Raw genomic sequence first — 20,506 nt, forward strand, 5'->3', positions numbered from 1 at the left:
CCCGGTGAGCCACGAGACGACGTCGTTGGACGCGCGGCCGGGCCCGCACTCGATCGTCCACGAACTAGCGATCGTGTGGCTGGCCTTCGTGTTCTTGGCCTGGGCCGCCTCGCCTGCGCACTTTTGGCTGGACTCGGGCGAGATCGCCGGGGCCGGCGCGGCGCTCGGCGTCATGCACCCGACGGGCGTGCCCGGCTACATTCCGCTGCTGCACCTGGCCACCGCCCTCCCGATCGGCCCGATCGGCATGCGCATGGCGGTGGTCTCGAGCGCGTGCATGGCTGGGGCGATCGCCCTGTTGCTCGCGATGCTGCGCCGCCGCGACGTCCACTGGGCGCTGAGTTGGACGCTTGGGGTGTGGCTTCCGCTCGGTCTCACGCTCGCGCGCAACGGACGGGTCGTGGAGATCTACGGGTTTGGGGCGCTGCTGTTGATGGCCACGCTGTGGGGCTTTGATCCGGCCGTGGACAAGCACCGGCAGCTCTCGCGCCGGTGCATGGGTGTGCTCGCGGCGGTCGTCGCAGCCTGGGGATTTGGCGACCTGCGCCTGGCCTTGGTGCCGCTGGTGATCCTCGCGTGGCTGCTCGCGTGGCGCCGGGCCGAGCCCTGGGCTCGGTGGGCGCCGCTGGCCGTCGCGCTGGCGAGCGCCGTGGTCCTGACCTTGCCGCTGGCGTCGGCGCGCGACACGATCGCGGACTGGGGCGATCCCCACAGCTGGTCGACGATCTGGGCCCACGTACAAGCCACGGCGATCCGCGACAGCTTCGAGATCAAGCTGGACGGCATGGGCCCGCGGGCGTGGGTCCTGCAGCTGCGCATGGTCGCCCTGCGGCTGGTCGAAGATCTCGGGCCGATCGGCTTGCTGGTCGCGGTCGCAGCCTTGATGTTTGGGCTCACGCGGCCGCTCTCGCTCGCGGCCCGCGAGCGCAAGGACGGGACCGAGCGCGGGGCCAAGATCGCAGACTTCGTGGACGACGATCATCGGCTGCTGCGCTGGGTCGGGTGGTTGGTCGCGGTCGAGCTAATATACGCGGTCGCGATCAACCCCATGGGCGGCCGCGACCGCCAGACCGGACTGGCGCTGGGCTTGCTGGCCGCGCTGGCGCTGGGCTTGGGCGTTCACCGCTTCACCGCCGAGCGCCCGCTGATGCGCTGGGTCCTGTTGCCGCTGCTGGCCTGCGCGCTGTGGCTGCCCGCCGGGTTCGAGAGCCTGCCCGACGCCCGCGCGACCCGATCGTGGGCCCCGCACGCGTGGACCCGCGAGGTCCTGGCTCACACGCCAACCGACGCGCTGCTCCTGAGCCAATCCGACGATCTCAGCGCGGGCCTGATGGCCGCCCGCGCGCTCGAGGGCGCTCGCCCCGATGTGATCGCGATCCCGGCCCAACATCTGTACCGCACGCCAACGCCGTGGCAACGCGGGACCGCGCGCCGAGCCGCGGTGTGGGAGGCCGTCGCAACCGCCACGCATGACGACGACCGCGATCGCGTGAGCGCCCTGCTCTCGGCCTGGCGCGGCGCGGTCGTGCTCGAGTCCCCGACCACCGCCGTGCTGGCTGGGATCGCCCTGCCCGGCGCAGGCGCGCCGCCGATCTGGATCGCCCAGCTGCCCCCCGACGAACACGCGCTGCCGCCAAGCGTGACGGGCGACGGCGACCCGCTGACCGAGACGATCGCGCGCTGGGATCCGCTGCTCGACAACCCCGTCGATCGTGAGCGCCTCGCCGACGCGCTCGCGCTGTGGATCAACGGCGAGTTCTCCCGCGCGCCCGAGTCACCGGTGCGCTGGCTGCAGGCCGAGCGGGGCTACAAGGCGATCCTCGATCGCGTGCTGCCGGATCACGCGCGCTCGTTGATCGGGCTTGGAGCCGTGCGCGATCGGTTTGGCGAGACCAAAGAAGCGATTGAGCTGACCCGTCGCGCGCTCGCGCTCGACCCCGAGCGACCGACCGCGCTTTCCAATCTGGCGCTGTACTTGTCCCGCGATCCGGCGACCCTCGACGAGGCCCGCGAGCTGGCCGAGCTCTCCATCGAGCTGGCCGCCGACAAGCGCAGCGGCTGGTCGCGGCTGCTGCTGGTCTGCCAGGCCCAGCAAGACCAAGCTTGCATCGAGCGCGCGGCCGCCCACCTGCCCTGAGCGACCCCTGACCGGCCTCCCATCACGCGGCCGGCCACCCAGGCGGGCACTGCGTGATCCAATCGGTATACCGATTTGGCGAATCCGCGCAGGTTGTGGTCGCGCAACCTGACTGTCAACATTGGGCGATGCAACGACGTGCCCTTCACCTGCCTGCAATTGGCTTCGCGTTCTCGCTGACCCTCGGGTGTGCCGAAGATCCACCTGGCAGGGACACGACATCTTTTACCGACGCGACCACAACCGGCGACGGCGACGGCGACGGCGATCTGGACACGACGGGCGACGGCGACGCGACCACGACCACGGACGGCGACGGCGACGGCGATCCGGGCACGACCGGCGACGGCGACGGTGACGCGATTTGTGGCGACGGCCTCGTCGAAGGTGACGAGGAGTGCGACGACGGCAACCCCAGCGACAACGACGGCTGCACGTCGTCGTGCTTCAACAACATCTGCGGCGACGGGCTCGTCAACGAGGGCGTCGAGGAGTGCGACGACGGCAACCCCAGCGACGGCGACGACTGCACCGGAGCGTGTCTCACCAACATCTGCGGTGACGGCTTCGTCAACGAGGGCGTCGAGGGCTGCGACGACGGCAACAACGAGGACGGCGACGGCTGCAACGCCGCGTGCATGCTCGAGTCCTGTGGAGACGGGCAGCTGCAGGGCATGGAGCAGTGCGACGACGGCAACGACGTCGACACTGACGACTGCACCAGCATGTGCATCCCCGCGGCCTGCGGCGACGGCTTCGCGTGGGAGGGCACCGAGGCCTGCGACGACGGCAACGACGTCAACACCGACGACTGCACCAATAGCTGCGAGCCGGCAGCGTGCGGCGACGGGCTCGTGTGGGAGGGCAATGAAGAGTGTGACGACGGCAACAACGTCAACACCGACGCCTGCGCCAGCTGTTCGTCCGCGACCTGCGGCGATGGCTTCGTCCACATGGGCGTCGAGCAGTGCGACGACGGCAACAACATCGACAACGATGGCTGCACGAACAACTGCACCGCCGGGTGTGGGAACCCAGGCGGCGGCAACCTGAGCGCCGAGAACGGCACCGCCATGAACGAGATGTACTGCTACAACCAGCAGGACTCGATCCAGGTCCGCGCCCAAAAGGCCTGCGAGTCGCACTTTGGTATCGGGAATTGCTGCGTGATCATGGGCGGCTACAACAGCCAGCAGTACGGCGAGTGCAACGGCGGCGGCGGCAACGGCAGCTTCCACTGGCACTGGGACTCGCACCCCGACGGTCACTGCTCCCCGAACTACGTGCCGGGCGACGTCGTGTCACCGGGGTGGTGCGGCGACATCGTCGGTAGCTTCACCGATTGATCGTCGGTTCAAGCGGCTGACGGAGCAGGCCCGAGCGCCTGCTCGGAGGGCTCGGGGACTCGCTCCCCGGGCCCGCTTCATTGTTCGGGCGCCGATCAGGAACCATGCGATGCTGCCGCCCATGATCCGCTCACGGCTGACTTGGGTGCCCACGCTGTTGCTGCTCGGCGCGCTGAGCGTTGGTGGTTGCAAAGAGAGCGGCAACGACTACCTCACCGAGGGCCTGCGCCTGCTCGGCGAGGCAGAGCGCGGCGACTGCAAGCCCGACATCCGCGGCGGCCAAGCGCAGATCAACGCGGCCAAGGTCAGCGAGTGCCTCGACAAGACCAAGTCGGCCCTCGAGCAGCTCCACAAGGCCCGCGAGCTCGGGGTTGACAACAAAGAGACGAACGATCTGATCGCCAAGACCGAGGAAGAGGTCGCCAAGCTCGAGACCATGCTGAAGATGGTCGGCCGCATGCAGCACGAGCCTTAGGTCTTCAAGGGGGCTTTCAAAAAGCCCCCTCGCTTCGGCGGCGGAGCCCCCTTCGCTCACCTCTCGGCTCGTACTGTCTTCAAGGGGGCTTTCAAGAGCCCCCTCGCTTCGGCGGCGGAGCCCCCTTCGCTCACCCCAAACTACAGCGCCGCGCCAGAGGCGATCCAGTGAGCGACCCGCACCAGGTCGGCGTGAGGCAGCGGCCCCGCTGGCGGCATCGGCCCGCCCCGGACCGCATGCAGCGGCTCCCCGGCGTCGGTGCGCAGCAGCTTGTGGACCAGGTAGCTCTCGCTGGGTCGCCGCGGGCTGACCATCACGGCGCCCGTGGACTCCGTCCCCGTTCGCAGCACCAGCTGCTCCCACGCGGTCTGCGGATCCGAGAGATCCAGCCGCGCGCTCGCCACGTCGTCGCCGCCGCCTTGGTGACAGCCGCACGCGGCCCGCTGCGGATCAAACACTTCGCCCGGCTCAAACAGCTGCGTCAGCGTTGGACCCGGCTCGAGCTCGGGGATCTGATCGGGGGCGTCGTCGGCGGGTGATCCCGCGACTCGAAACTCCAAGAACCACCGCGGGTCACCGTCGGCGTTGGCGCTCCAGCCGTCCGCGTCGGTGTCGAGGGCCTCGCCCGCCCAGCCGAGCAACGCCGGCCGCAGCTGGATCCGATAGGTGAGCCCCGGCTGAAGGACGCCGCTCGGGGTCAGCGACAACACCGAGCCCGGGCACCAGCGCCCGCCCGACAGCGCCGAACGACTCCCCGGCGCCCGCCAGCTGAACAGCTGAACCTCGTGCTCGACGTCGAAGGTCAGCTCGGCCGAGTGCAGGGTCGCGTCAAAGCTGTCGAACACGCGGGGGTCGACCTCGGCGGACATGCACAGGTCGATCTGGGTCAGCGGGTCCGCGTCCACGGACCCGGCCGGGGGGATCGTCTCGACGATCTCCAACACGCCAACCGCCGGCTCGAAGCGCTGGCTGTCGTCGAGATCTCCGCAACCGAGCACGGCGACGAGCCCGGCAGCGAGCGTGACAACCAAGGAGTGACCCCCACCCGACCGCGGCCGCTGCCGCGTTCGGTCGCTTCGCTCCTCCAAAGTGCTTGGGCGCAGGGGCATGTGAGGGGCTCGGAACACACTATCGTGCCCCCAGGGGACGCGCGACGTGCGAAAACCCCAGCGAGAATCGACGATCTCCTAGAGCGCTGATCAGCTTGGAGTCGCGTCGTCAGGTGCGTCTGGACCCGTTCCTGCCCAGGAGGGAGGCCAAAGCTGTATCCGGCATACTGCGAGCGCCGACCGACAACGGCAGGAGCGGCCCCAGATGTTGGCGCTCTAGGGCCTCGAGCCCGCGTCCAGGGCCGGACGCGCGTGAACTCCGCGCACCTGAGGTGGCCCGACCACCGTCGGGGTGCCCAACGAGCCGCGTTGTTGACCCTGTGCGCGCCTCCCTGCTATCGTCGCCGCCGAATTCGCTGGTGTTGTATGGGGGATGTACCTCTTGCCGCCAGCGCCCGGCTTCCCCGCCGGACCCAAGAGCAGGGAGTTCTCGGTGCACCCTCCGACTACCCGCCACACAGTTTCTGACCGTCTTGCCCCCCGTTCTGCCTCCCGGCTGGCCTTCCGGCTCATTGGGCTGGCATGTGTCGTCGCGTGCGCAGGCTGCGGTCCGTTTGGCTACCTCAAGAAAGTCGCGACCGACGCGACCCGTGCCGTGGCCGATGCCGAGGCCGCGGGCGCAGAGGAGTACGCGCCCTACGAGTACTGGGGCGCCGTGGCCTACCTCGAGCAGTCCAAGATCCTGATGGGCTACAGCGAGTACGAGCGCTCCTTCGACTTTGGTGAGCGCTCCAAGCAGCTCGCCAACGAGGCCAAGGTCAAGGCGCAGCGGGTCAAGAAGGGCGGCTCGGTCGTGCGCGACGAGTCCGTCGCCGCGCCCACCGACATGGTCGACTCCGAGGGCAAGCAGATCGAGAGCATCGACGAAGTGAAGCGGGACGACGCCGGCCAGGAAAAAGACGGCGCGAACACGGGGAGCAAGGGCTGATGCGCGACCGGATCCGCTCCCTCACCCCGCTGGTCTCGCTGGCCTCGCTGTGTTCGTTGGTGTTGCTGAGCAGCTGCGCTGGCAAGCTGCTCGAGGGCAAGGTCGGCGGCACGCAGACCCGCCTGCAAGACACGATCGCCAACGGCTCCAAGACCATCGGCTGCGCCCCCAAAGAAACCGCGCTCGCAGAGGCCAACGTCAAGTTCGCCGAAGAGGCGCTCAAGATGGGCGAGTACTACCGCGGCAAGGAGCACGTGATCCTCGCTGGCAAGTACACCGAGATCGCCGAGCTCAAGACCGATCCGGTCCGCTGTCGGGCGCCCGGCAACGTCACCGCCGCCGCCGCCCCCACCGCTGGCGACCGCGACGGAGACGGCTACGACGACGATCTCGACACCTGCCCGGACGACCCGGAGGACTTCGACGCCTTCGAGGACGAGGACGGCTGCCCCGACAAGGACAACGACGGCGACGGCATCGAAGACGCCTCCGCCCTCGACGAGAACCGGGTCTGGATCAACCTCGACCAGAAGGACAATCTCGACTGCCGCAACGAGCCCGAGGATCCAGACGGGTTCGAGGACGAAGACGGCTGCCCGGACCCCGACAACGATCAAGACGGGATCCTCGACGGCGACGACGCCTGCCCCAACGACCCCGAGGACTTCGACCAGTTCGAGGACGAAGACGGCTGCCCCGAGCCCGACAACGACAAAGACGGGATCCTCGACAAGGACGACTCGTGCCCGAACGATCCCGAGGACTTCGACGGCGATCAGGACGAGGACGGCTGCCCGGATCTCGCCGTCAAGGTTGATCCCTGCGCGATCCAGCTCGACGACAAGATCATGTTCGACACCGCCAAGTGGGGTCTGGACAGCAAGAAGTACGCGACCCAGAACAACAAGCTGCTCGATGACGTGGTCACGGTCCTCAAGACCAACCCGGACATCACGGTCGAGGTCGGTGGCCACACGGACAGCAAGGGCAGCGACAAGGCCAACAAAAAGCTGTCTCAACGGCGCGTCGACAGCGTGCGCGAGTACCTCATCAACAAGGGCATCGCGCCCGCTCGCGTCACCACCAAGGGCTACGGCGAGGATGTCCCCGTCGACTCGAACCTCACCAAAGAGGGCCGTGAAGCCAACCGCCGCGTGGAGTTCCTCCGCACGGACAACCCGGCTTGCTTCAACAAGTGACCCCGCGCGCACCTGGGGCCCCGAGCGGGCGTCGTTCCGGCCCCCAAGTGCTGCTTGGGGGCCGACACCGCGATATCAGCCCCCAGGCCGTCGGTAGGAGCGCTACATGGACCGTTTAACCGTTTCGAATCCACGGACCTCCCCCTCCTCACATCGCACGTTCCGTGGGTTCGCTGCTACCAGCACAATTCTGACGTCGCTGGCCACCGCCGGGGCGCTCGCGCTTGGGTTGCTCGCGCCAGAGATCGCCTGGGCCGGCCCCCGCGACGAGATGAAGGCGGCCTACGACGCCGCGCTCACCCAGGCCAACAACCTCGAGTACGACGCCGCGCTCAACATCTTGAACACGGCGATCTCGGGGGCCGAGGGCGCGGGCAACGGGCAGGATCCGGTGCTCGCGTCGCTCTACATGCTGCGGGCGGCGCTGACCTTCTCGGCCGAAGGCCACGGCGCGGCCTCCAAGATCCTCGCCGATCTCCAGCGCGCCGTGGGGCTCAACTACTACGTGGTCGTGCCCATGGAGATGCGCTCCGACGACATCGCCGCGTACATGCAGCAGGCCCGCCAGGCCAGCGGCGCCTCGGCGCCCCAGGCGATCACGCTGACCGAGCCGGTTGAGGCGTGCGGCGCTCCACTCCACTTCGAGGTGCTGCTCAGCGTCCCCGATGGCGGCCAAGCTGCGCTGTATTGGCGCAAGGCCGGCAGTGAGAGCGAGTTCATTGGCGCCGAGATGCCGGCGTTCTCGAACGTCGCCGAAGTCGACATCCCCGCTGCCGAGCACGGCGACAACAACATCGAGTACTTCATCTACGCCTTCGACGCCGCGATGAACCCGGCGGCGAACCTTGGCCTCCAAGATCAGCCGCTCGTGCTCGAGCAAAGCTGCACCGAAGACACGCCCAACGAGGCCGAGCCAACGGTCGAGGACGAGCCCAAGAAGCCCCGCGGACCCAGCTCGCTCCCGCGTGTGTGGATCAACCTTGGCGTTGGCACCGGCTTTGGGATCGCGGGCCTTGGCGGCGGCACCGCCGAGAACACCTATCGCCAATTCTTCCCGGCTGGTTCGCAGGTCTACGGCCCGGCCGAGTCCGGCTGCGCGATCGCCCGCTGGGTCGCTGGCCCGCGCGAGGTCCAGGACGTCCCGGGAGCAGAGCTCATCCAGGCGTTCGACAGCTTCGGCGCGCCCGGGACCACGGCCGCCATGATGGATGCGTACAACGCAGAAGAGTGCGCCGAGCACCACCCAGTCTCGACCGGGTTCGCCATGGCGCCGTTTCACATCGCGCCAGAGCTCTCGTTTCGCGTCGGCAAGCGCGTGTCGCTGGGCGTGTACGGACGCCTGCAAGTCGTGACCGGCGCGTCGATGTTCCGCGATGATCCGGGCAAGGATCTGACCTCCTCGTTCGCGCAAGACGTCCGCAACCCCACGCCGGTCGGGGTCAAGCAGACCACGAAGTTCACGTGGGCCGTCGGCGCCAAGTTCAAGTACTTCCTCGGCAAAGAGACCTCGAAGTTCCGGCCCTTCGTCGGCGCGTTCGCGGGCGGCGGCGCGGCCCGCCTGCGCGTCAACATGGGCTTCGCCAACGACCGCAACGGCAACAGCGTGCCAGACGACCTCGAGGTCGGCGCCGACACGGATCTCACTGGCGCCGGTTGCTATCCGGTGTGGCCCTACAACGGGGCCTGCACGGGCGACCAGACCGATCCCGCGAGCGACACCAACCTCGCGGCCAGCGTGACCGCGACGGCCAACAGCGCCAACCGTGTCGACGTCGCCCGCATCGGACCGTTCTTCTTCGGCGCGCTGGTCGGCTTCAACTATCAGATCGTCAAGAACTTCGCGCTGTTCGGTGAGCTGCACGTCGGCGGGTGGCTCCCCAGCGACTCGAGCATGCTGATCGACATCACGGTCGGGCCGGCGATCACCTTCTGATTCAGGCGGCTGATTCAGCACGGAGAGCTGCCCGTGAAGATCCGCGCCACCGCAAGGTCGGGTCTGGCGTCTTCGAGCGATCTTAGCTTGTGGGTCCTCGTCAGCGCCGTCGCTGTCGCACGACGGGCATGGTTGACTGGGTCGCATGCCAGCCCCGCGTCGACGGCCGACGGTGCCACTTCGGTCGGGTGGGTCGTGTCACTCAGGCACCGATCGGGAACGAGAGTTGGACTGGGCTAGTTCGCAGTCGCGGCGTTGGCCGCTGCGCAAGTCCTGCTTCCGCAATATCGTCGCCGTCCGCGGCCTCCTTGGGTGTTTCTCACCCGTGACGAAGCCTGACGAAGCAGCTAGGCCCGATGATGGGCGACAACGGACTATTGCTTCGGCGGCCAAGCGCCCAGGACTAACACCATCGACGTTGACAGGATCCGAATCACGCCATACAGCTCTCGCATGTCGCGCGTTCCCATTATTGTCCTGGGAGGGCTTTGTGGAATTACGATGGGGCTATTTGCCCCTCACGCTAGCGCACAGCCACCCCCGATCTATGTTCCAGCCGCGCCCCAATGGACGGCAGACGGAGCCACGAGTTCCATGGTGCTGACACCTGCGCCGACGGCGCGACTGGGAATCGGTGTCAACAAACCGACAGCCAGGGTACAGATCTTTGGCAGTCTTAGTGAAGAGGTTACTTCGACTCCAGGTGTCGGCTATCTGGTCCTCGGGGACCACACGGAGACCCTCGGCGATCAGACCGGCGTGCACATGAAACTCGATCGCAACGACATCCAGGTGTCGGGACCATCACCAGAAACGGTCCTGTCACTGAACCTGCAGCGATACGGAGGGCCGATTGTGGTGCACAGCAATCGGCCTATGTCCGAGAGGGTGTACCTGCCCTTCGCGGGTGGTCTGGGAGTTGGCACGGCGAACCCCCACCTCTATGCTGTCAGTCAGAATTTCATGCGTCCGGACTGGGACCACCCAGACACTGAAATAGCGGTCAATGGTTGGCTGTATTCGGATATCTCATGGTCGAACGAAGTGCGCGTGATGGACAGACTTCGCGTCGGCCGGCGCGGATACCCCGGTGCCACATTCGATGAACGAGCCTCCGATGCGCTGGTGATGGTGGGAGGAAAACTCTCCGCGCAAGAGATCATCGTTCATATCGACCAGTGGGCCGACGACGTGTTCGATCACGACTACACCCTGCCGACACTGGCCGAGGTGGAGGATTTCGTCCGGACGGAGCATCATCTGCCCGGTGTTCCGTCAGGAATGGAGATCAAGGAGTCCGGGATGGACGTCGCATCGACAAATGCGACCCTCCTTCGAAAGACAGAGGAACTCACTCTATACCTGATCGAGCAGAACAAGCGGATCGAGCGACTCGAACGGGAACTCGCGGAACTCCGGGAGACGCAAGAATGAAGACGATCGGTGCGATCGTCCTGGCGATCGTATTGTCTGGTTGTGACCCTGAGCCTCCAGTGGAGCAGTCACCACCAGCCGACCCCAGTGGTGAGCATGGTGCTCATGGTCTGGGCCCATCCGCTCCCGCCAATGGCCCGATTCTCCTCTTTGAGGATGACCGCGACCGAGAGATCATGCAGCCTGAGCCGAAGCCTGTCCTGACGCTGCAGCAGGTCTCTGACCGAGGGCGGGAGGCTCTGGCGGCCGAGGGTGTCCTAGAAAACCCAATGTCTCGAGATGCCGAGGTCATCGCTGGCGTTCGTGCCCGCTGGTTCTTCACCGGACAGGGGGTGACGGTCCAGAACAACGGCTCCAACCTGGTCCGCCTTTCCGTCGACTTCATTGGTGACGACTGCCACACTTCGGTAGCCTACCGCGACGTCGAGGCAGGTAAAAGCCTTGCAGTCGAGCCGGTCCGACCAGTATGTGACGCCGAGCTCGCGCAGATGACGATCTTCAACGAGCTGGGCTACCCTATCCACATCGCCGAAATATCGGCGGCCGATCGACGAGAGGTGGCGAACTGATGAGCAGCTCCCGCGCCGCGTCCGTTGCCGTGGTCGCGCTCGCACTCGCCCCGGGCAGCGCATGGGCGAGTCAGGAGTGTGATGGATTCGTGCCGCAACCATTGTGGTGCTTCCAGGATATCATTTGCCCAGGGTACGCAGAGTATTGGGACGTCAAGCGGTCTGTCGTCCATATCTACGGCCCGGATATCAACGGAACAGGTGTCCTGATCAACAACAGGGATTGCGCGGTGAACGAAAATGGGTGCCAAACACCCTATATGCTCACCGCCGCTCACACATTTGCTCCCTGGGCCAATCAACCCACGGAAAACCAGGTTTACGCGCTGGAGAATGAGACGTTGTTTACGGTGGGGTATGAAAACGTGTTCTGCGGAGGCGACACGCCTGGAGATGCGATCTCGGTCGACCACGCCACCCTGTTGAAGGTCGATCCACAAAAGGACCTCGCATTGCTGCAGCTCTCCACCACAATTCCGGAGGCGGCGGCGCCCTACTTCATGGGATGGGATTCCACACCTCGAGATCTCTTCGCCGCCGCGGCCATCACGCATCCGTGCAACGGGCCAAAGCGAATCTCGGTCGTGCTCCCCGATACCACGATCTACCAACAGGCGGTCGGGGTCAACTGGTACGTGGTGCAGTTTTGGGAGGCGGGGGAGACCGCGGAAGGCAGTTCAGGCGGTCCGCTGCTCACCGAGGACGGTGGGTTGTTGGGTATCTACTCACAGAACTTTGACGGGCGCTCGTACCAAACATGCGTAGATGCCACGTGGCCCACGGATGATGCGTTCGTGGCGATGAACTCGATCTTGGAGTTTCTGCCGAGTGATATCGACGGCAGCCTTGCGAGCATAGACCCGTTTGATGGTGATCCAGATGTGGTCGTCCCAACCCTACTCCAGGTGTCGGATGAGTTCATCGCGGGCACAGCCAAGATTCTCGAGGCATCTGTCGAGGTCCGACTAGTTGATCCATTCCACGCCCACCGTGCATCAGAGATCATCATTCGGGTGAACCCATGAAATACGTAGCGTTGGTCGTGTTGTTGCTCTCTCTCATCGCTGGATGTGGCGGGTCCGATGACGCCGTCCCTGGGACTGGGAGCGTCGATACCCCACCTCCGCAACCGACGGAGACGAAGGTGGAAGCAGAGGAGCGAGAACGCCGGGCCGTCGCGCGTGAGCGCCTTCGAGCAGGGGGAGAGCGAGTCTGTGAGGAAGGGGAAGTGGGGACTCGGTGGATGGAAGACTGCAACACCTGTCAGTGCTACGAACCTGGTGTTCGAGGGTGCACGGTGAAACGCTGTGATCCCCCCGGCCCACCTCCCGCCCGCATTCTCCGGCGGACCCCGCCGGAGTCGTCGAGCAACGGTGATTGACGAAAGCCAGTGTGGCCCTACATCACGGTCGGGCCGGCGATCACCTTCTGATTCAGGCCACCTCTTTCGACCAGAGCCGCTCAATCAGATCGTCGCGGCGAGTTGTTGGCGAGAGACATCTTGGGCTCCGTAGAAGCGGTTGAGCGCATCGCGGACATCGTCGAGAGCCTCAGCGTAGAGCGCCGCGATCGCGTCCGCATCGGTCACCAACTCCCGGGCCCGAGCAAACTCATCGTGGGTCTTCTTTGCCACGCCGAGCTCACGAAGGAGCCGACGGACCATCTGCATGGCGATGAAACAGGATGCATGGCGGACAAACAACGGGTCGTCCTCGTGGGCCGCCGGCGTCGTCCAGGGCGCAGCCCGCACCCCGAGCTGTCCCTGCGCCATCTACGCCAACCGCCCTGTCGGCAGCTGTCGAGAACCGCGCTGGGCTGCTACCTTCCCCCACTGATGCTCGGCGCCATCCCCTACGTCGTCGCCCCCGAGAAGACCTTCGAGTTCGGCAGCGACATTCCGCTGCTTGGCGACCACCTCACGATCGGCGTGTTCGGGATCCTCGTTGCGATCGGCGTGCTGCTGGGCATCCAGGTCGCGGTCAAGGTCTACTCCAAGCAAAAGGACCTCGACGAGTGGATGTTCCGCGACCAGATCTTCTGGGTCCTGGTGTTCGGCTTCGTGATCTCCCACTGGATCTCGGTGCTGTTCTACTTCCCCGAGAAGATCAGCGAGAACCCGTGGGTGCTGCTGATGCTGTGGAACGGGCTGTCGAGCGTCGGCGGCTTCTTTGGGGCGTTCATCGGCATGAACTGGTTTCTGCGCCGGGAAAAGCAGCCGATCTTGGTCTACGCCGACGGCAACATGTTCGGGCTGCTGCTCGGCATGTGCTTTGGTCGGCTGTCGTGCGCGCTGGTTCATGATCACCCGGGCAAGATCGTCTCCGCCGACACCTTTGGCGCCGTCGGTCCGTGGCCGTGTCGCTGCCCCACCGGCCGCGCGCTGCCGGACTGCTGCTCGGCCGCGCAAGAGATCTTCCGCTGGGATCTTGGGCTGCTCGAGTTCCTGGTCATCCTCGCGCTCACGCTGTTCATCTACTTCGTGTGGGACTGGCGAAACGCCCTGCCCGGCAAGCTCACCGGGCTGGTCGCGCTGGTGTATGGGCCGGCGCGGTTTTGCTTCGACTTCCTGCGCGCGACCGAGGCCGACAAGATCGCAACCCCCGATGTCCGCTACTTCGGGCTCACGACCGCGCAGTACTTCGCGCTGGCGATCTTTGGCGCGGGCGTGTGGCTGTTCTTCCTGCGTAAGCCCAAGCCCGGCGACCTCGACTACGCCCGCGACAGCGAACGGATCGCGCAGCGCGACGCCAAGCGCGACGCTGACAGCGGCGAGCGGGCGGATGAGCCGTCCGACGAGCCATCCGACGAGTCCCCCGAGGATGAGCCTGACTCCGAAGACAAGCCCGCGGCGCCATGAGCGATCAGTGGTGAACGGTGAACGGTTCGCTTCCCAAGCCGAACCCGTTCACCCATGCCGCCGGCCGGCCCAACAGCAACCCCCGTCTCAGCAGGACAAGTCGAGCCGCGGCGTCTGATAGCCGCCTGGCTCGAGCCCGAGCGGCGGCGGAATCCGGGCACTCCACATCTGCTCGAGCGCGATCGCTATCCCTTCGGCGACGGTCTCGACGATGAACAGCGGCGCCTCGTGCCGACCCACGTTGAGCTTGTCGACGCTCCTGGCCATCCCCGTGAGCCGATCCGTCAGGTCCCCGCAGACCACGATTGTGGCGAGCATGACCTCGCACGAGAGGTTGACGCTGCTGTGCTCGAACACCCGCTTGCGCACGGCCGCGCTTGGCCAGTGCGCGCGCGTCAGATCCGCGATGTGAAGCAGCTGCTGCTCGGCAGCCAGCGCGGCGGCCGCCGTCGCGTCAGACCAGCTGAAGTAGCGATCGATGACATCGACACTGGATGCCCCATACCAAGTCGAGATCAGCACCGGGTGATGCCGGGTGTCCAGGGCGATCCCGCACTCCTCGTCTTGTAGCCACTCAATCATACCCGGGAGCAACCGTATGCGATCCCCGCACTTGGCTCAACGACCACAATCGCGGATCAGATAGCCAGAGTGCCTAGCGCGCACGGACAGTGCCGCGCGTCACACGATGACAGGGTTCCAAATCGCGGGCGTCCTCGGGAACGTCAGGGGCGCCCCCCTACGCGCGACTCGAGACCATGCTTGCCCAAAGTGCTCTCGCAGGTCGATCGGCCGGCCATACGCGCTGGCGCGTCTCGAGCGAGAGCCTTGCATCACAACGGTTCGGCCAACCAGGCTGCCGGGTCGTCTCCCTCTTCGCAGAGCTTTCGAGCGACGTCGCATGTCGGGCCCGGAAACAACATGGCGTCGAAACGACATTGGTCGATCTCGTCGGCCGCCACCCCAGCACACGCAGCGGCCGCGCAGTCGATGAGGACTCGGAGGCTCAGTGGTGCACTCTCCGGGTCGTCGTCCGGACGGCAATCGGCGGTCGGGCCGCATGCAGCCAGTTCGCCCATTGCGGACCGGCAACTCGCGGTGTCGACCCGCACCCCCTCTGCGAGCGGGTCGGGGTCCGAGTCGGGACTGTCGCACGCCGCCCCGGACAGCAGCAGCATCAACGCCAGTGCAGTGTCTACCCTCAGTTGCATGCGTCACCTGATCGAAGACGAGTTCAATGGCTGCGAGGTCGGTGGTATCGAGCCCTTCATTGGATGCACAAAACTGTGCGAGGGGTATCGGCACGTGTCAACGAAAGTGAGACACTGGGGTTCGTTGGCGAAGGGGTGTGCCCCCTAATCGTGGACGGGCAAGTGGTCGAGCAGCGTAGATGTCTCGAACCGCCGAATCGTCCCGGTGTCGCTGCGCAGCGCCAAGCTGCTCACGTGCGTCCGCAGCCCGACCTTGCGGATCCCAGCGAGGATCGGGCCATCGGTCACCCCAGACGCGACGAAGAAGCAGGGCCCGCTGACCAGATCCACGTGCCGCAGCAGCCGATCGGGCTCCTCCATCCCCATCCCCAGCGCACGCTCGCGCTCGCCGGGGTTGCGAAACTCCAGGCGCCCTTCAAACGCCCCGCCCAGGCAGCGCAGCGCCGCCGCAGCGAGCACACCTTCGGGCGCGCCACCTTTGCCAATGAACATGTCGATCCCGCTGTCCGGCAGCCCGGTCGCAACGCTGGGGTTCACGTCGCCGTCGGTGATCAAGCGAACGCTGGCCCCCGCCCCGCGCAGCTCGGCAACGAGCTGATCGTGACGCGGACGCTCGAGCACGACCACCACGATGTCGGTTGGCTGCTTGTTCTTGGCCTCGGCCAGATCGAGCACGTTCTGGGCCGGGCTCTTGTCGAGGGTGACCACGCCGACGCCCTCGGGCCCGGCGGCGATCTTGTACATGTAGGTGTCCGGCGCGTTGAGCAGACCCCCGCGCGGGGCGATCGCCAGGACCGCGAGCGCGCCCGGCTTTCCGCTGGCGCACAAGTTGGTGCCCTCGAGCGGATCCACGGCGATGTCGACCTCGGGCAGCTCGGGATCCCTGGGCCCAACCTTCTCGCCGATGTAGAGCATCGGCGCTTCGTCGCGCTCGCCTTCGCCGATCACGATGGTCCCGCGCGCCGGGACCTTGTCGAACGCGCGGCGCATCGCCTCGACCGCGAGCGAGTCGGCGTCTTCTTTCTTGCCGGCGCCGATCAAGCGCGAGCACGCGATCGCGGCGGCCTCGGTCACGCGCACGTACTCGAGCAGCAGCTTGCGGTCCATCTTTGACGGTGTCTTATCAATCATGCCGATGCCCTTCGTGATCCGTTTGGACTGCAGCCAAGGGCTCAGTCATGTACGCCTCGAGTATGTTGTAGACCGGTTCGGGCAGCCGTGTCGCGCGACGTTCTTGCATGTCCAGGCAGCCATGGAAGGTCTGGGCGTGGAGCAGCACCAGAGGGTCCGGGCCGGCGAAGGCGTGACGGTCGCCGGGCTGGACGCTGAGCCGATACACGAAGTGCAAGCGCGCGAACGAGAGCTTGGCGAGGCCAACCTCGACGCTGACGATGTCGTCGTAGAGTGCCGGCGCGAGGTAGCTGACCGACAGATCGATCACGGGCAGGCCGACCCCCATGCGCTCGAGGTCCGAGTACGCGAACCCGAGGCTGCGGATGAACTCCACCCGCGCGTGCTCGAGGTAGCGCAGGTAGGTGCCGTGATAGACCACGCCCATCAGATCCGTGTCGGCGTAGATCACCCGGATCTGCGCGGCGCGGCGCAGCGGGACCTCGGGTGGCTGGGCCAGGCGTCGCGCCATCAGGCCCCTGCTCCAACCGGATCATCGGCGTCCAGGATCCGAAACCGGTGGGTGGGCATCAACGCCAGATCAAAGGTGTCGACCTCGGCCACGGCCGCGCGGACCTTTGCCTCTGCGGTGCGCTCGGTCATGATCACCATGTCGATCGGCTCGCCCGGACCCGGCGTGTCTTGGTTCATGCGCTTGATGCTGACGCCGTGCCGGCCCAGGCAGCTGGCGACCTTGCCGAGCACGCCCGGCACGTTGGGCACGTGCACGCACAGGTAATTCTCGCACTCGAGATCATCGAGCGGCGCCAGCTCGACCGGGCGGATCTCGCGAAACGCCCCGGGCGGCGGCCCACCTTCGGAGAAGCCAACGATATCGCGGCAGACCTCGATGATGTCAGAGACCACAGCGACGCCGGTTGGCATCATGCCCGCGCCCTTGCCGTAGTACATGGACTGCCCGAGCGCGCGCGAGCTGACCTCGACCGCGTTGTAGGAGCCCCGGACCCCCGCGAGGATGTGATCGCGCGGGACAAAGGTTGGGTGCACGCGCAGCTGCGGGCCGACCGACTCCCCAAAGTCCCCCCCGAAATTACCGATCGCCAGCGACTTGATCACATAGCCAAGCTCGTGGGCGCTGCGGATGTCGAATGGCCGGACACGGGTGATGCCCTCGGTGTGAATGCGATCGGGATCCACGCGCACGCCCACCGACACCAGAGCCAAGAGCGCGAGCTTGTGGGCTGCGTCACCCCCCTCGACGTCCAGGGTTGGATCAGCCTCGGCGAAGCCCGCCGCCTGGGCCGCCGCCAGCGCTTGCTCGTAGCTGGCCCCGGTCCGCGTCATCGCATCGAGGATGTAGTTCGAGGTGCCGTTGACGATGCCGATCACGCGATCGATCCGATCGCTGGCCAGCCCCTCGCGCAGGGCCCGAAGCACCGGGATCCCACCCGCGACCGAACCTTCGAAGTAGATGTCGAGCCCGCGCGCCGCCGCGGCGGCGAACAGCTCTTCGCCGCACTCGGCGAGCAGCGCCTTGTTGGCCGTGACCACGTGCTTGCCGGCCTCGAGCGCCCGCAGCACGTAGCTGCGCGCCGGCTCGATCCCGCCGATCAGCTCGACGACGACCCGCACGTTGGGGTCGTCGATCACGTCGCTGGGCTCGAGGGTCAGCAGCGCCGGGTCGACCTCGAGCGCGCGGGCCTTGTCGAGCTCGCGCACCAGCACCCGCGAGATCACCGGGTTGGCGGCGATTCGATTGCTGATCGCGGCGCCGTTCTCGGCGAGGATGCGCAGCACGCCCTGGCCCACGTTGCCCAGCCCGAGCATACCGATGTGGATGCTGCGCACCGGCGCGGACGGTAGCCGGACGCCCGAAACCCGTCAAACGACCCAGCCCACCCCGAGAGGCATCGCGCCATCGCAAACGACGCGCTACCCTCCGCGGAGCCGCGCGCCGCGTTCGAGCCCGCCCGGTTCAGCACCCCTCGGACCTTCCCCGCTTTCTTCCGCCGATCCCCGCCGATCCCCGCCGACTTCGCTCATGAGCACCATCGTCTCCGTTCACGCCCGCGAGATCCTCGACAGCCGAGGCAACCCAACCCTCGAAGTCGAGGTCACCACCGAGTTCGGCAATTTCGGCCGCGCCGCGGTCCCGTCTGGGGCCAGCACCGGCGAGCACGAAGCCCACGAGCTGCGCGACGGTGACGCGAGCCGCTACCTCGGCAAGGGCGTGACCACGGCCGTCGCCAACGTCAACGACACGCTGGCCCCCGCGATCGAGGGGCTCGAGTCCGGCGACCAAAACCAGATCGATCGGATCTTGTGCGAGCTCGACGGGACCCCCAACAAGGCCAAGTTCGGCGCCAACGCGCTGCTTGGGGTCTCGCTGGCCTGCGCCCGGGCGGCCGCCGAGGACGTCGGCCTGCCGCTGTTTCGCTACCTCGGCGGGACCCAATGCCGCACGCTGCCGATCCCGCTGATGAACGTGATCAACGGGGGCGCGCACGCGGACAACAACCTCGACTTCCAAGAGACCATGCTGGTGCCGTTTGGCTTTGATCGCTTCAGCGACGCGCTGCGGGCCGGGGTCGAGATCTTCCACACCCTCAAGCAGCAGCTCAAGGCCCGCGGCAAGGTCACCGCGGTCGGCGACGAAGGTGGGTTCGCGCCCAGCCTCGAGAGCAACGCCGAAGCGCTCGAGACCTTGATGACGGCGATCCGCGGGGCTGGCTACGAGCCCGGCACGCAGATCGGGCTGGCCCTCGATGTCGCCGCCAGCGAGTTCTACGACGCCAAGAAGCAAAAATACGTGCTGTCCGGCGAGGGCGGCCGCGAGCTGTCTTCGGCCGAGCTCGTGGAGCTCTACGCCGACCTGTGCGCCAAGTATCCGCTGGTCTCGATCGAAGACGGCATGGACGAGAACGACTGGGCCGGCTGGAAGCAGCTCACCGACCGGCTTGGGGCCACGACGCAGCTGGTTGGCGATGATCTGTTCGTGACCAACAAGACCCGGCTGCAGCGCGGCATTGACGAGGGGGTCGCCAACGCGCTGCTGGTCAAGGTCAACCAGATCGGCACGCTCAGCGAGACCCTGGAAGCCATGCGGATCGCCCATCGCAGCGGCTACCGCTGCGTGGTCTCGCACCGCAGCGGTGAGACCAGCGACACCTTCATCGCCGACCTCGCGGTCGCAACCGAGTCGGGTCAGATCAAGACCGGCAGCGCGTCGCGGTCGGATCGAACCGAGAAGTACAACCAGCTGCTGCGGATCGAAGAGCTGCTTGGCGCGGACGCCGAGTACCGCGGCCGGGCGACCTTCTCCGCTCGCTGAGCACGGCTGCGCACCAGGCGAACACACGGCAATGACGCTGCGCATCCTCGCTCCGCTGCTGATCCCCCTGTTGAGTATGGGGCTGGCGTCTCCGTGGGACGTGAGCAGGCTTCGGTTCAGGCCGCTCCCGCCCGACGCGACGGAGAATGGGACCCAGCCGATCGCGGCTGACGGAGATGGTGACGGCGACAGCGACGCCAACCAGACAGACGACGAAGCGTCTGGTGACAGCGCCGACCCAGCGGACACGCCCGACCCAGCGCCCCAACAGATCATCGACGTCGTGCTGCCGTGTGGCCTGCGGGTGATCACCGCCAAAGACGCCAGCTTGCCCGTCGCGGCGGTCGTGCTCGCGCTCGAGCTCGGCACCCGCGACGACCCCGAGAACCTCCCCGGGCTGATCCACGCCCTCGCCTACCACCTTCAACAAGGCAACCGCGAGCTCGCGCCCGGCGAGGCGATCGCCACCGCCCACGACGTGGGTGGGCTCGCGGCCATGGCCGTTGGGGTCGCGCAGGTTCGCTACGAGTCGCTGGTCCCGATCTCGCAGCTGGATCAACAGCTGCGGGTCGAGGCCCTGCGGCTGCGCGCGCCCAACACAGGCCGCGAGCTGTGGCTCAAGTCGCTCAGCTACGCGCGCAGCGACGACCGCGTGAAGCCCTTGGTCCCGCCCGAGGCTGGCGCGGTCGCATGGCAGGATCCCGGCATGGCCCACGACGGGCGGCAGGTCGTCCAGGCGCTCGGCGACATGCTCGATCAGGGGGTCGGCGCTCAGCTCTCGCGCTTCTACGACTACCGCCTCGCGACCTTGGTCGTCGTGGGCCCCGACGAGCCACAAGCGCTGCT

19 protein-coding genes are annotated in these 20,506 nt (G+C 66.7%); 12 read left to right on the forward strand and 7 right to left on the reverse strand.

The genetic code is table 11. The features are described from left to right. Positions 1 to 4: 4 nt before the first annotated feature. The 3 genes from DB30_RS18345 to DB30_RS18355 all read left to right on the forward strand — a co-directional run bounded on the left by DB30_RS18345 (position 5) and on the right by DB30_RS18355 (position 3,958). Positions 5 to 2,137: a protein O-mannosyl-transferase family gene (locus DB30_RS18345; protein WP_052550695.1), complete on the forward strand. Its 2,133-nt coding sequence runs from the start codon at positions 5 to 7 to the stop codon at positions 2,135 to 2,137. 128 nt (positions 2,138 to 2,265) lie between these two features. Next, on the forward strand, positions 2,266 to 3,483 hold the full coding sequence (locus DB30_RS18350) for a DUF4215 domain-containing protein (protein WP_052550697.1): 1,218 nt from the start codon (positions 2,266 to 2,268) through the stop codon (positions 3,481 to 3,483). A 121-nt stretch (positions 3,484 to 3,604) separates the two neighbouring features. Then, positions 3,605 to 3,958: a hypothetical protein gene (locus DB30_RS18355; RefSeq protein WP_146659480.1), complete on the forward strand. Its 354-nt coding sequence runs from the start codon at positions 3,605 to 3,607 to the stop codon at positions 3,956 to 3,958. A 140-nt stretch (positions 3,959 to 4,098) separates the two neighbouring features. Here DB30_RS18355 and DB30_RS18360 read toward each other — a convergent pair whose 3' ends face one another. Next, positions 4,099 to 4,989, reverse strand: a complete 891-nt coding sequence (locus tag DB30_RS18360) for an Ig-like domain-containing domain (protein WP_052550702.1) — start codon at positions 4,987 to 4,989, stop codon at positions 4,099 to 4,101. Positions 4,990 to 5,440: 451 nt separating this feature from the next. Here DB30_RS18360 and DB30_RS42800 point away from each other — a divergent pair, with 451 nt between their 5' ends. The 6 genes from DB30_RS42800 to DB30_RS18390 all read left to right on the forward strand — a co-directional run bounded on the left by DB30_RS42800 (position 5,441) and on the right by DB30_RS18390 (position 12,155). Beyond that, complete coding sequence (locus DB30_RS42800) at positions 5,441 to 5,995, forward strand: DUF4398 domain-containing protein (RefSeq protein WP_146659482.1); 555 nt, start codon at positions 5,441 to 5,443, stop codon at positions 5,993 to 5,995. Next, complete coding sequence (locus DB30_RS18370) at positions 5,995 to 7,194, forward strand: OmpA family protein (RefSeq protein ID WP_052550707.1); 1,200 nt, start codon at positions 5,995 to 5,997, stop codon at positions 7,192 to 7,194. Before DB30_RS42800 ends, DB30_RS18370 begins: the two co-directional genes overlap by 1 nt. A 106-nt stretch (positions 7,195 to 7,300) precedes the next feature. Next, positions 7,301 to 9,127, forward strand: coding sequence for a hypothetical protein (locus DB30_RS18375; RefSeq protein ID WP_146659484.1), 1,827 nt, complete (start codon positions 7,301 to 7,303; stop codon positions 9,125 to 9,127). 594 nt (positions 9,128 to 9,721) lie between these two features. Then, a complete protein-coding gene (locus DB30_RS18380; protein WP_146659486.1) occupies positions 9,722 to 10,561 on the forward strand; it encodes a hypothetical protein in 840 nt (279 codons plus the stop codon). Then, positions 10,558 to 11,130, forward strand: coding sequence for a hypothetical protein (locus tag DB30_RS18385; RefSeq protein ID WP_146659488.1), 573 nt, complete (start codon positions 10,558 to 10,560; stop codon positions 11,128 to 11,130). Before DB30_RS18380 ends, DB30_RS18385 begins: the two co-directional genes overlap by 4 nt. Then, positions 11,130 to 12,155, forward strand: a complete 1,026-nt coding sequence (locus DB30_RS18390; RefSeq protein ID WP_052550715.1) for a S1 family peptidase — start codon at positions 11,130 to 11,132, stop codon at positions 12,153 to 12,155. The genes DB30_RS18385 and DB30_RS18390 overlap by 1 nt, the downstream gene beginning before the upstream one ends. A 440-nt stretch (positions 12,156 to 12,595) precedes the next feature. Here DB30_RS18390 and DB30_RS18395 read toward each other — a convergent pair whose 3' ends face one another. Further along, complete coding sequence (locus DB30_RS18395; RefSeq protein ID WP_052550717.1) at positions 12,596 to 12,901, reverse strand: hypothetical protein; 306 nt, start codon at positions 12,899 to 12,901, stop codon at positions 12,596 to 12,598. A 63-nt stretch (positions 12,902 to 12,964) separates the two neighbouring features. Here DB30_RS18395 and DB30_RS18400 point away from each other — a divergent pair, with 63 nt between their 5' ends. Further along, positions 12,965 to 13,987 carry a prolipoprotein diacylglyceryl transferase gene (locus tag DB30_RS18400; protein WP_052550719.1) on the forward strand — a complete coding sequence of 341 codons (1,023 nt, stop codon included), beginning with the start codon at positions 12,965 to 12,967 and terminating at the stop codon, positions 13,985 to 13,987. An 87-nt stretch (positions 13,988 to 14,074) separates the two neighbouring features. On the opposite strand, the gene DB30_RS18405 is transcribed toward DB30_RS18400, so the two are convergent. From DB30_RS18405 to DB30_RS18425, 5 genes are all read right to left on the reverse strand, one after another. After that, positions 14,075 to 14,569, reverse strand: coding sequence for a hypothetical protein (locus DB30_RS18405; RefSeq protein WP_052550721.1), 495 nt, complete (start codon positions 14,567 to 14,569; stop codon positions 14,075 to 14,077). A gap of 251 nt (positions 14,570 to 14,820) precedes the next feature. Next, on the reverse strand, positions 14,821 to 15,165 hold the full coding sequence (locus tag DB30_RS18410; RefSeq protein ID WP_146659496.1) for a hypothetical protein: 345 nt from the start codon (positions 15,163 to 15,165) through the stop codon (positions 14,821 to 14,823). A gap of 177 nt (positions 15,166 to 15,342) precedes the next feature. Further along, positions 15,343 to 16,329 carry a class II fructose-bisphosphatase gene (gene glpX / locus DB30_RS18415; RefSeq protein WP_052550725.1) on the reverse strand — a complete coding sequence of 329 codons (987 nt, stop codon included), beginning with the start codon at positions 16,327 to 16,329 and terminating at the stop codon, positions 15,343 to 15,345. Beyond that, positions 16,322 to 16,840 carry an acyl-CoA thioesterase gene (locus DB30_RS18420; RefSeq protein ID WP_052550727.1) on the reverse strand — a complete coding sequence of 173 codons (519 nt, stop codon included), beginning with the start codon at positions 16,838 to 16,840 and terminating at the stop codon, positions 16,322 to 16,324. The genes glpX and DB30_RS18420 overlap by 8 nt, the downstream gene beginning before the upstream one ends. Then, positions 16,840 to 18,177, reverse strand: a complete 1,338-nt coding sequence (locus DB30_RS18425) for a homoserine dehydrogenase (RefSeq protein ID WP_052550729.1) — start codon at positions 18,175 to 18,177, stop codon at positions 16,840 to 16,842. The genes DB30_RS18420 and DB30_RS18425 overlap by 1 nt, the downstream gene beginning before the upstream one ends. A 193-nt stretch (positions 18,178 to 18,370) precedes the next feature. Between DB30_RS18425 and eno the strand changes: the two genes are divergently transcribed. Together eno and DB30_RS18435 are read left to right on the forward strand one after the other, a co-directional pair. Further along, entirely contained in the window at positions 18,371 to 19,660 is a 1,290-nt protein-coding gene (gene eno / locus DB30_RS18430) for a phosphopyruvate hydratase (RefSeq protein WP_052550731.1), read from the forward strand. A 31-nt stretch (positions 19,661 to 19,691) separates the two neighbouring features. Then, on the forward strand, positions 19,692 to 20,506 hold an 815-nt coding region (locus tag DB30_RS18435), incomplete at its 3' end, for a peptidase M16 family protein (protein ID WP_146659498.1).

The organism is Enhygromyxa salina, assembly GCF_000737335.2.
Classification (GTDB): Bacteria; Myxococcota_A; Polyangia; order Nannocystales; family Nannocystaceae; genus Plesiocystis; species Plesiocystis salina_C.

Bases quoted from the DNA above. Each gene is read 5' to 3' on its own strand.
- DB30_RS18380 (WP_146659486.1), top strand. From the start codon at position 9,722: ATGGTGCTGACACCTGCGCCGACGGCGCGACTGGGAATCGGTGTCAAC.
- DB30_RS18350 (WP_052550697.1), top strand. From the start codon at position 2,266: ATGCAACGACGTGCCCTTCACCTGCCTGCAATTGGCTTCGCGTTCTCG.
- DB30_RS42800 (WP_146659482.1), top strand. From the start codon at position 5,441: ATGTACCTCTTGCCGCCAGCGCCCGGCTTCCCCGCCGGACCCAAGAGC.
- DB30_RS18420 (WP_052550727.1), bottom strand. From the start codon at position 16,840: ATGGCGCGACGCCTGGCCCAGCCACCCGAGGTCCCGCTGCGCCGCGCC.
- DB30_RS18370 (WP_052550707.1), top strand. From the start codon at position 5,995: ATGCGCGACCGGATCCGCTCCCTCACCCCGCTGGTCTCGCTGGCCTCG.
- DB30_RS18375 (WP_146659484.1), top strand. From the start codon at position 7,301: ATGGACCGTTTAACCGTTTCGAATCCACGGACCTCCCCCTCCTCACAT.
- DB30_RS18355 (WP_146659480.1), top strand. From the start codon at position 3,605: ATGATCCGCTCACGGCTGACTTGGGTGCCCACGCTGTTGCTGCTCGGC.
- DB30_RS18395 (WP_052550717.1), bottom strand. From the start codon at position 12,901: ATGGCGCAGGGACAGCTCGGGGTGCGGGCTGCGCCCTGGACGACGCCG.
- DB30_RS18385 (WP_146659488.1), top strand. From the start codon at position 10,558: ATGAAGACGATCGGTGCGATCGTCCTGGCGATCGTATTGTCTGGTTGT.
- eno (WP_052550731.1), top strand. From the start codon at position 18,371: ATGAGCACCATCGTCTCCGTTCACGCCCGCGAGATCCTCGACAGCCGA.
- DB30_RS18390 (WP_052550715.1), top strand. From the start codon at position 11,130: ATGAGCAGCTCCCGCGCCGCGTCCGTTGCCGTGGTCGCGCTCGCACTC.
- DB30_RS18405 (WP_052550721.1), bottom strand. From the start codon at position 14,569: ATGATTGAGTGGCTACAAGACGAGGAGTGCGGGATCGCCCTGGACACC.
- DB30_RS18410 (WP_146659496.1), bottom strand. From the start codon at position 15,165: ATGCTGCTGCTGTCCGGGGCGGCGTGCGACAGTCCCGACTCGGACCCC.
- glpX (WP_052550725.1), bottom strand. From the start codon at position 16,329: ATGATTGATAAGACACCGTCAAAGATGGACCGCAAGCTGCTGCTCGAG.
- DB30_RS18400 (WP_052550719.1), top strand. From the start codon at position 12,965: ATGCTCGGCGCCATCCCCTACGTCGTCGCCCCCGAGAAGACCTTCGAG.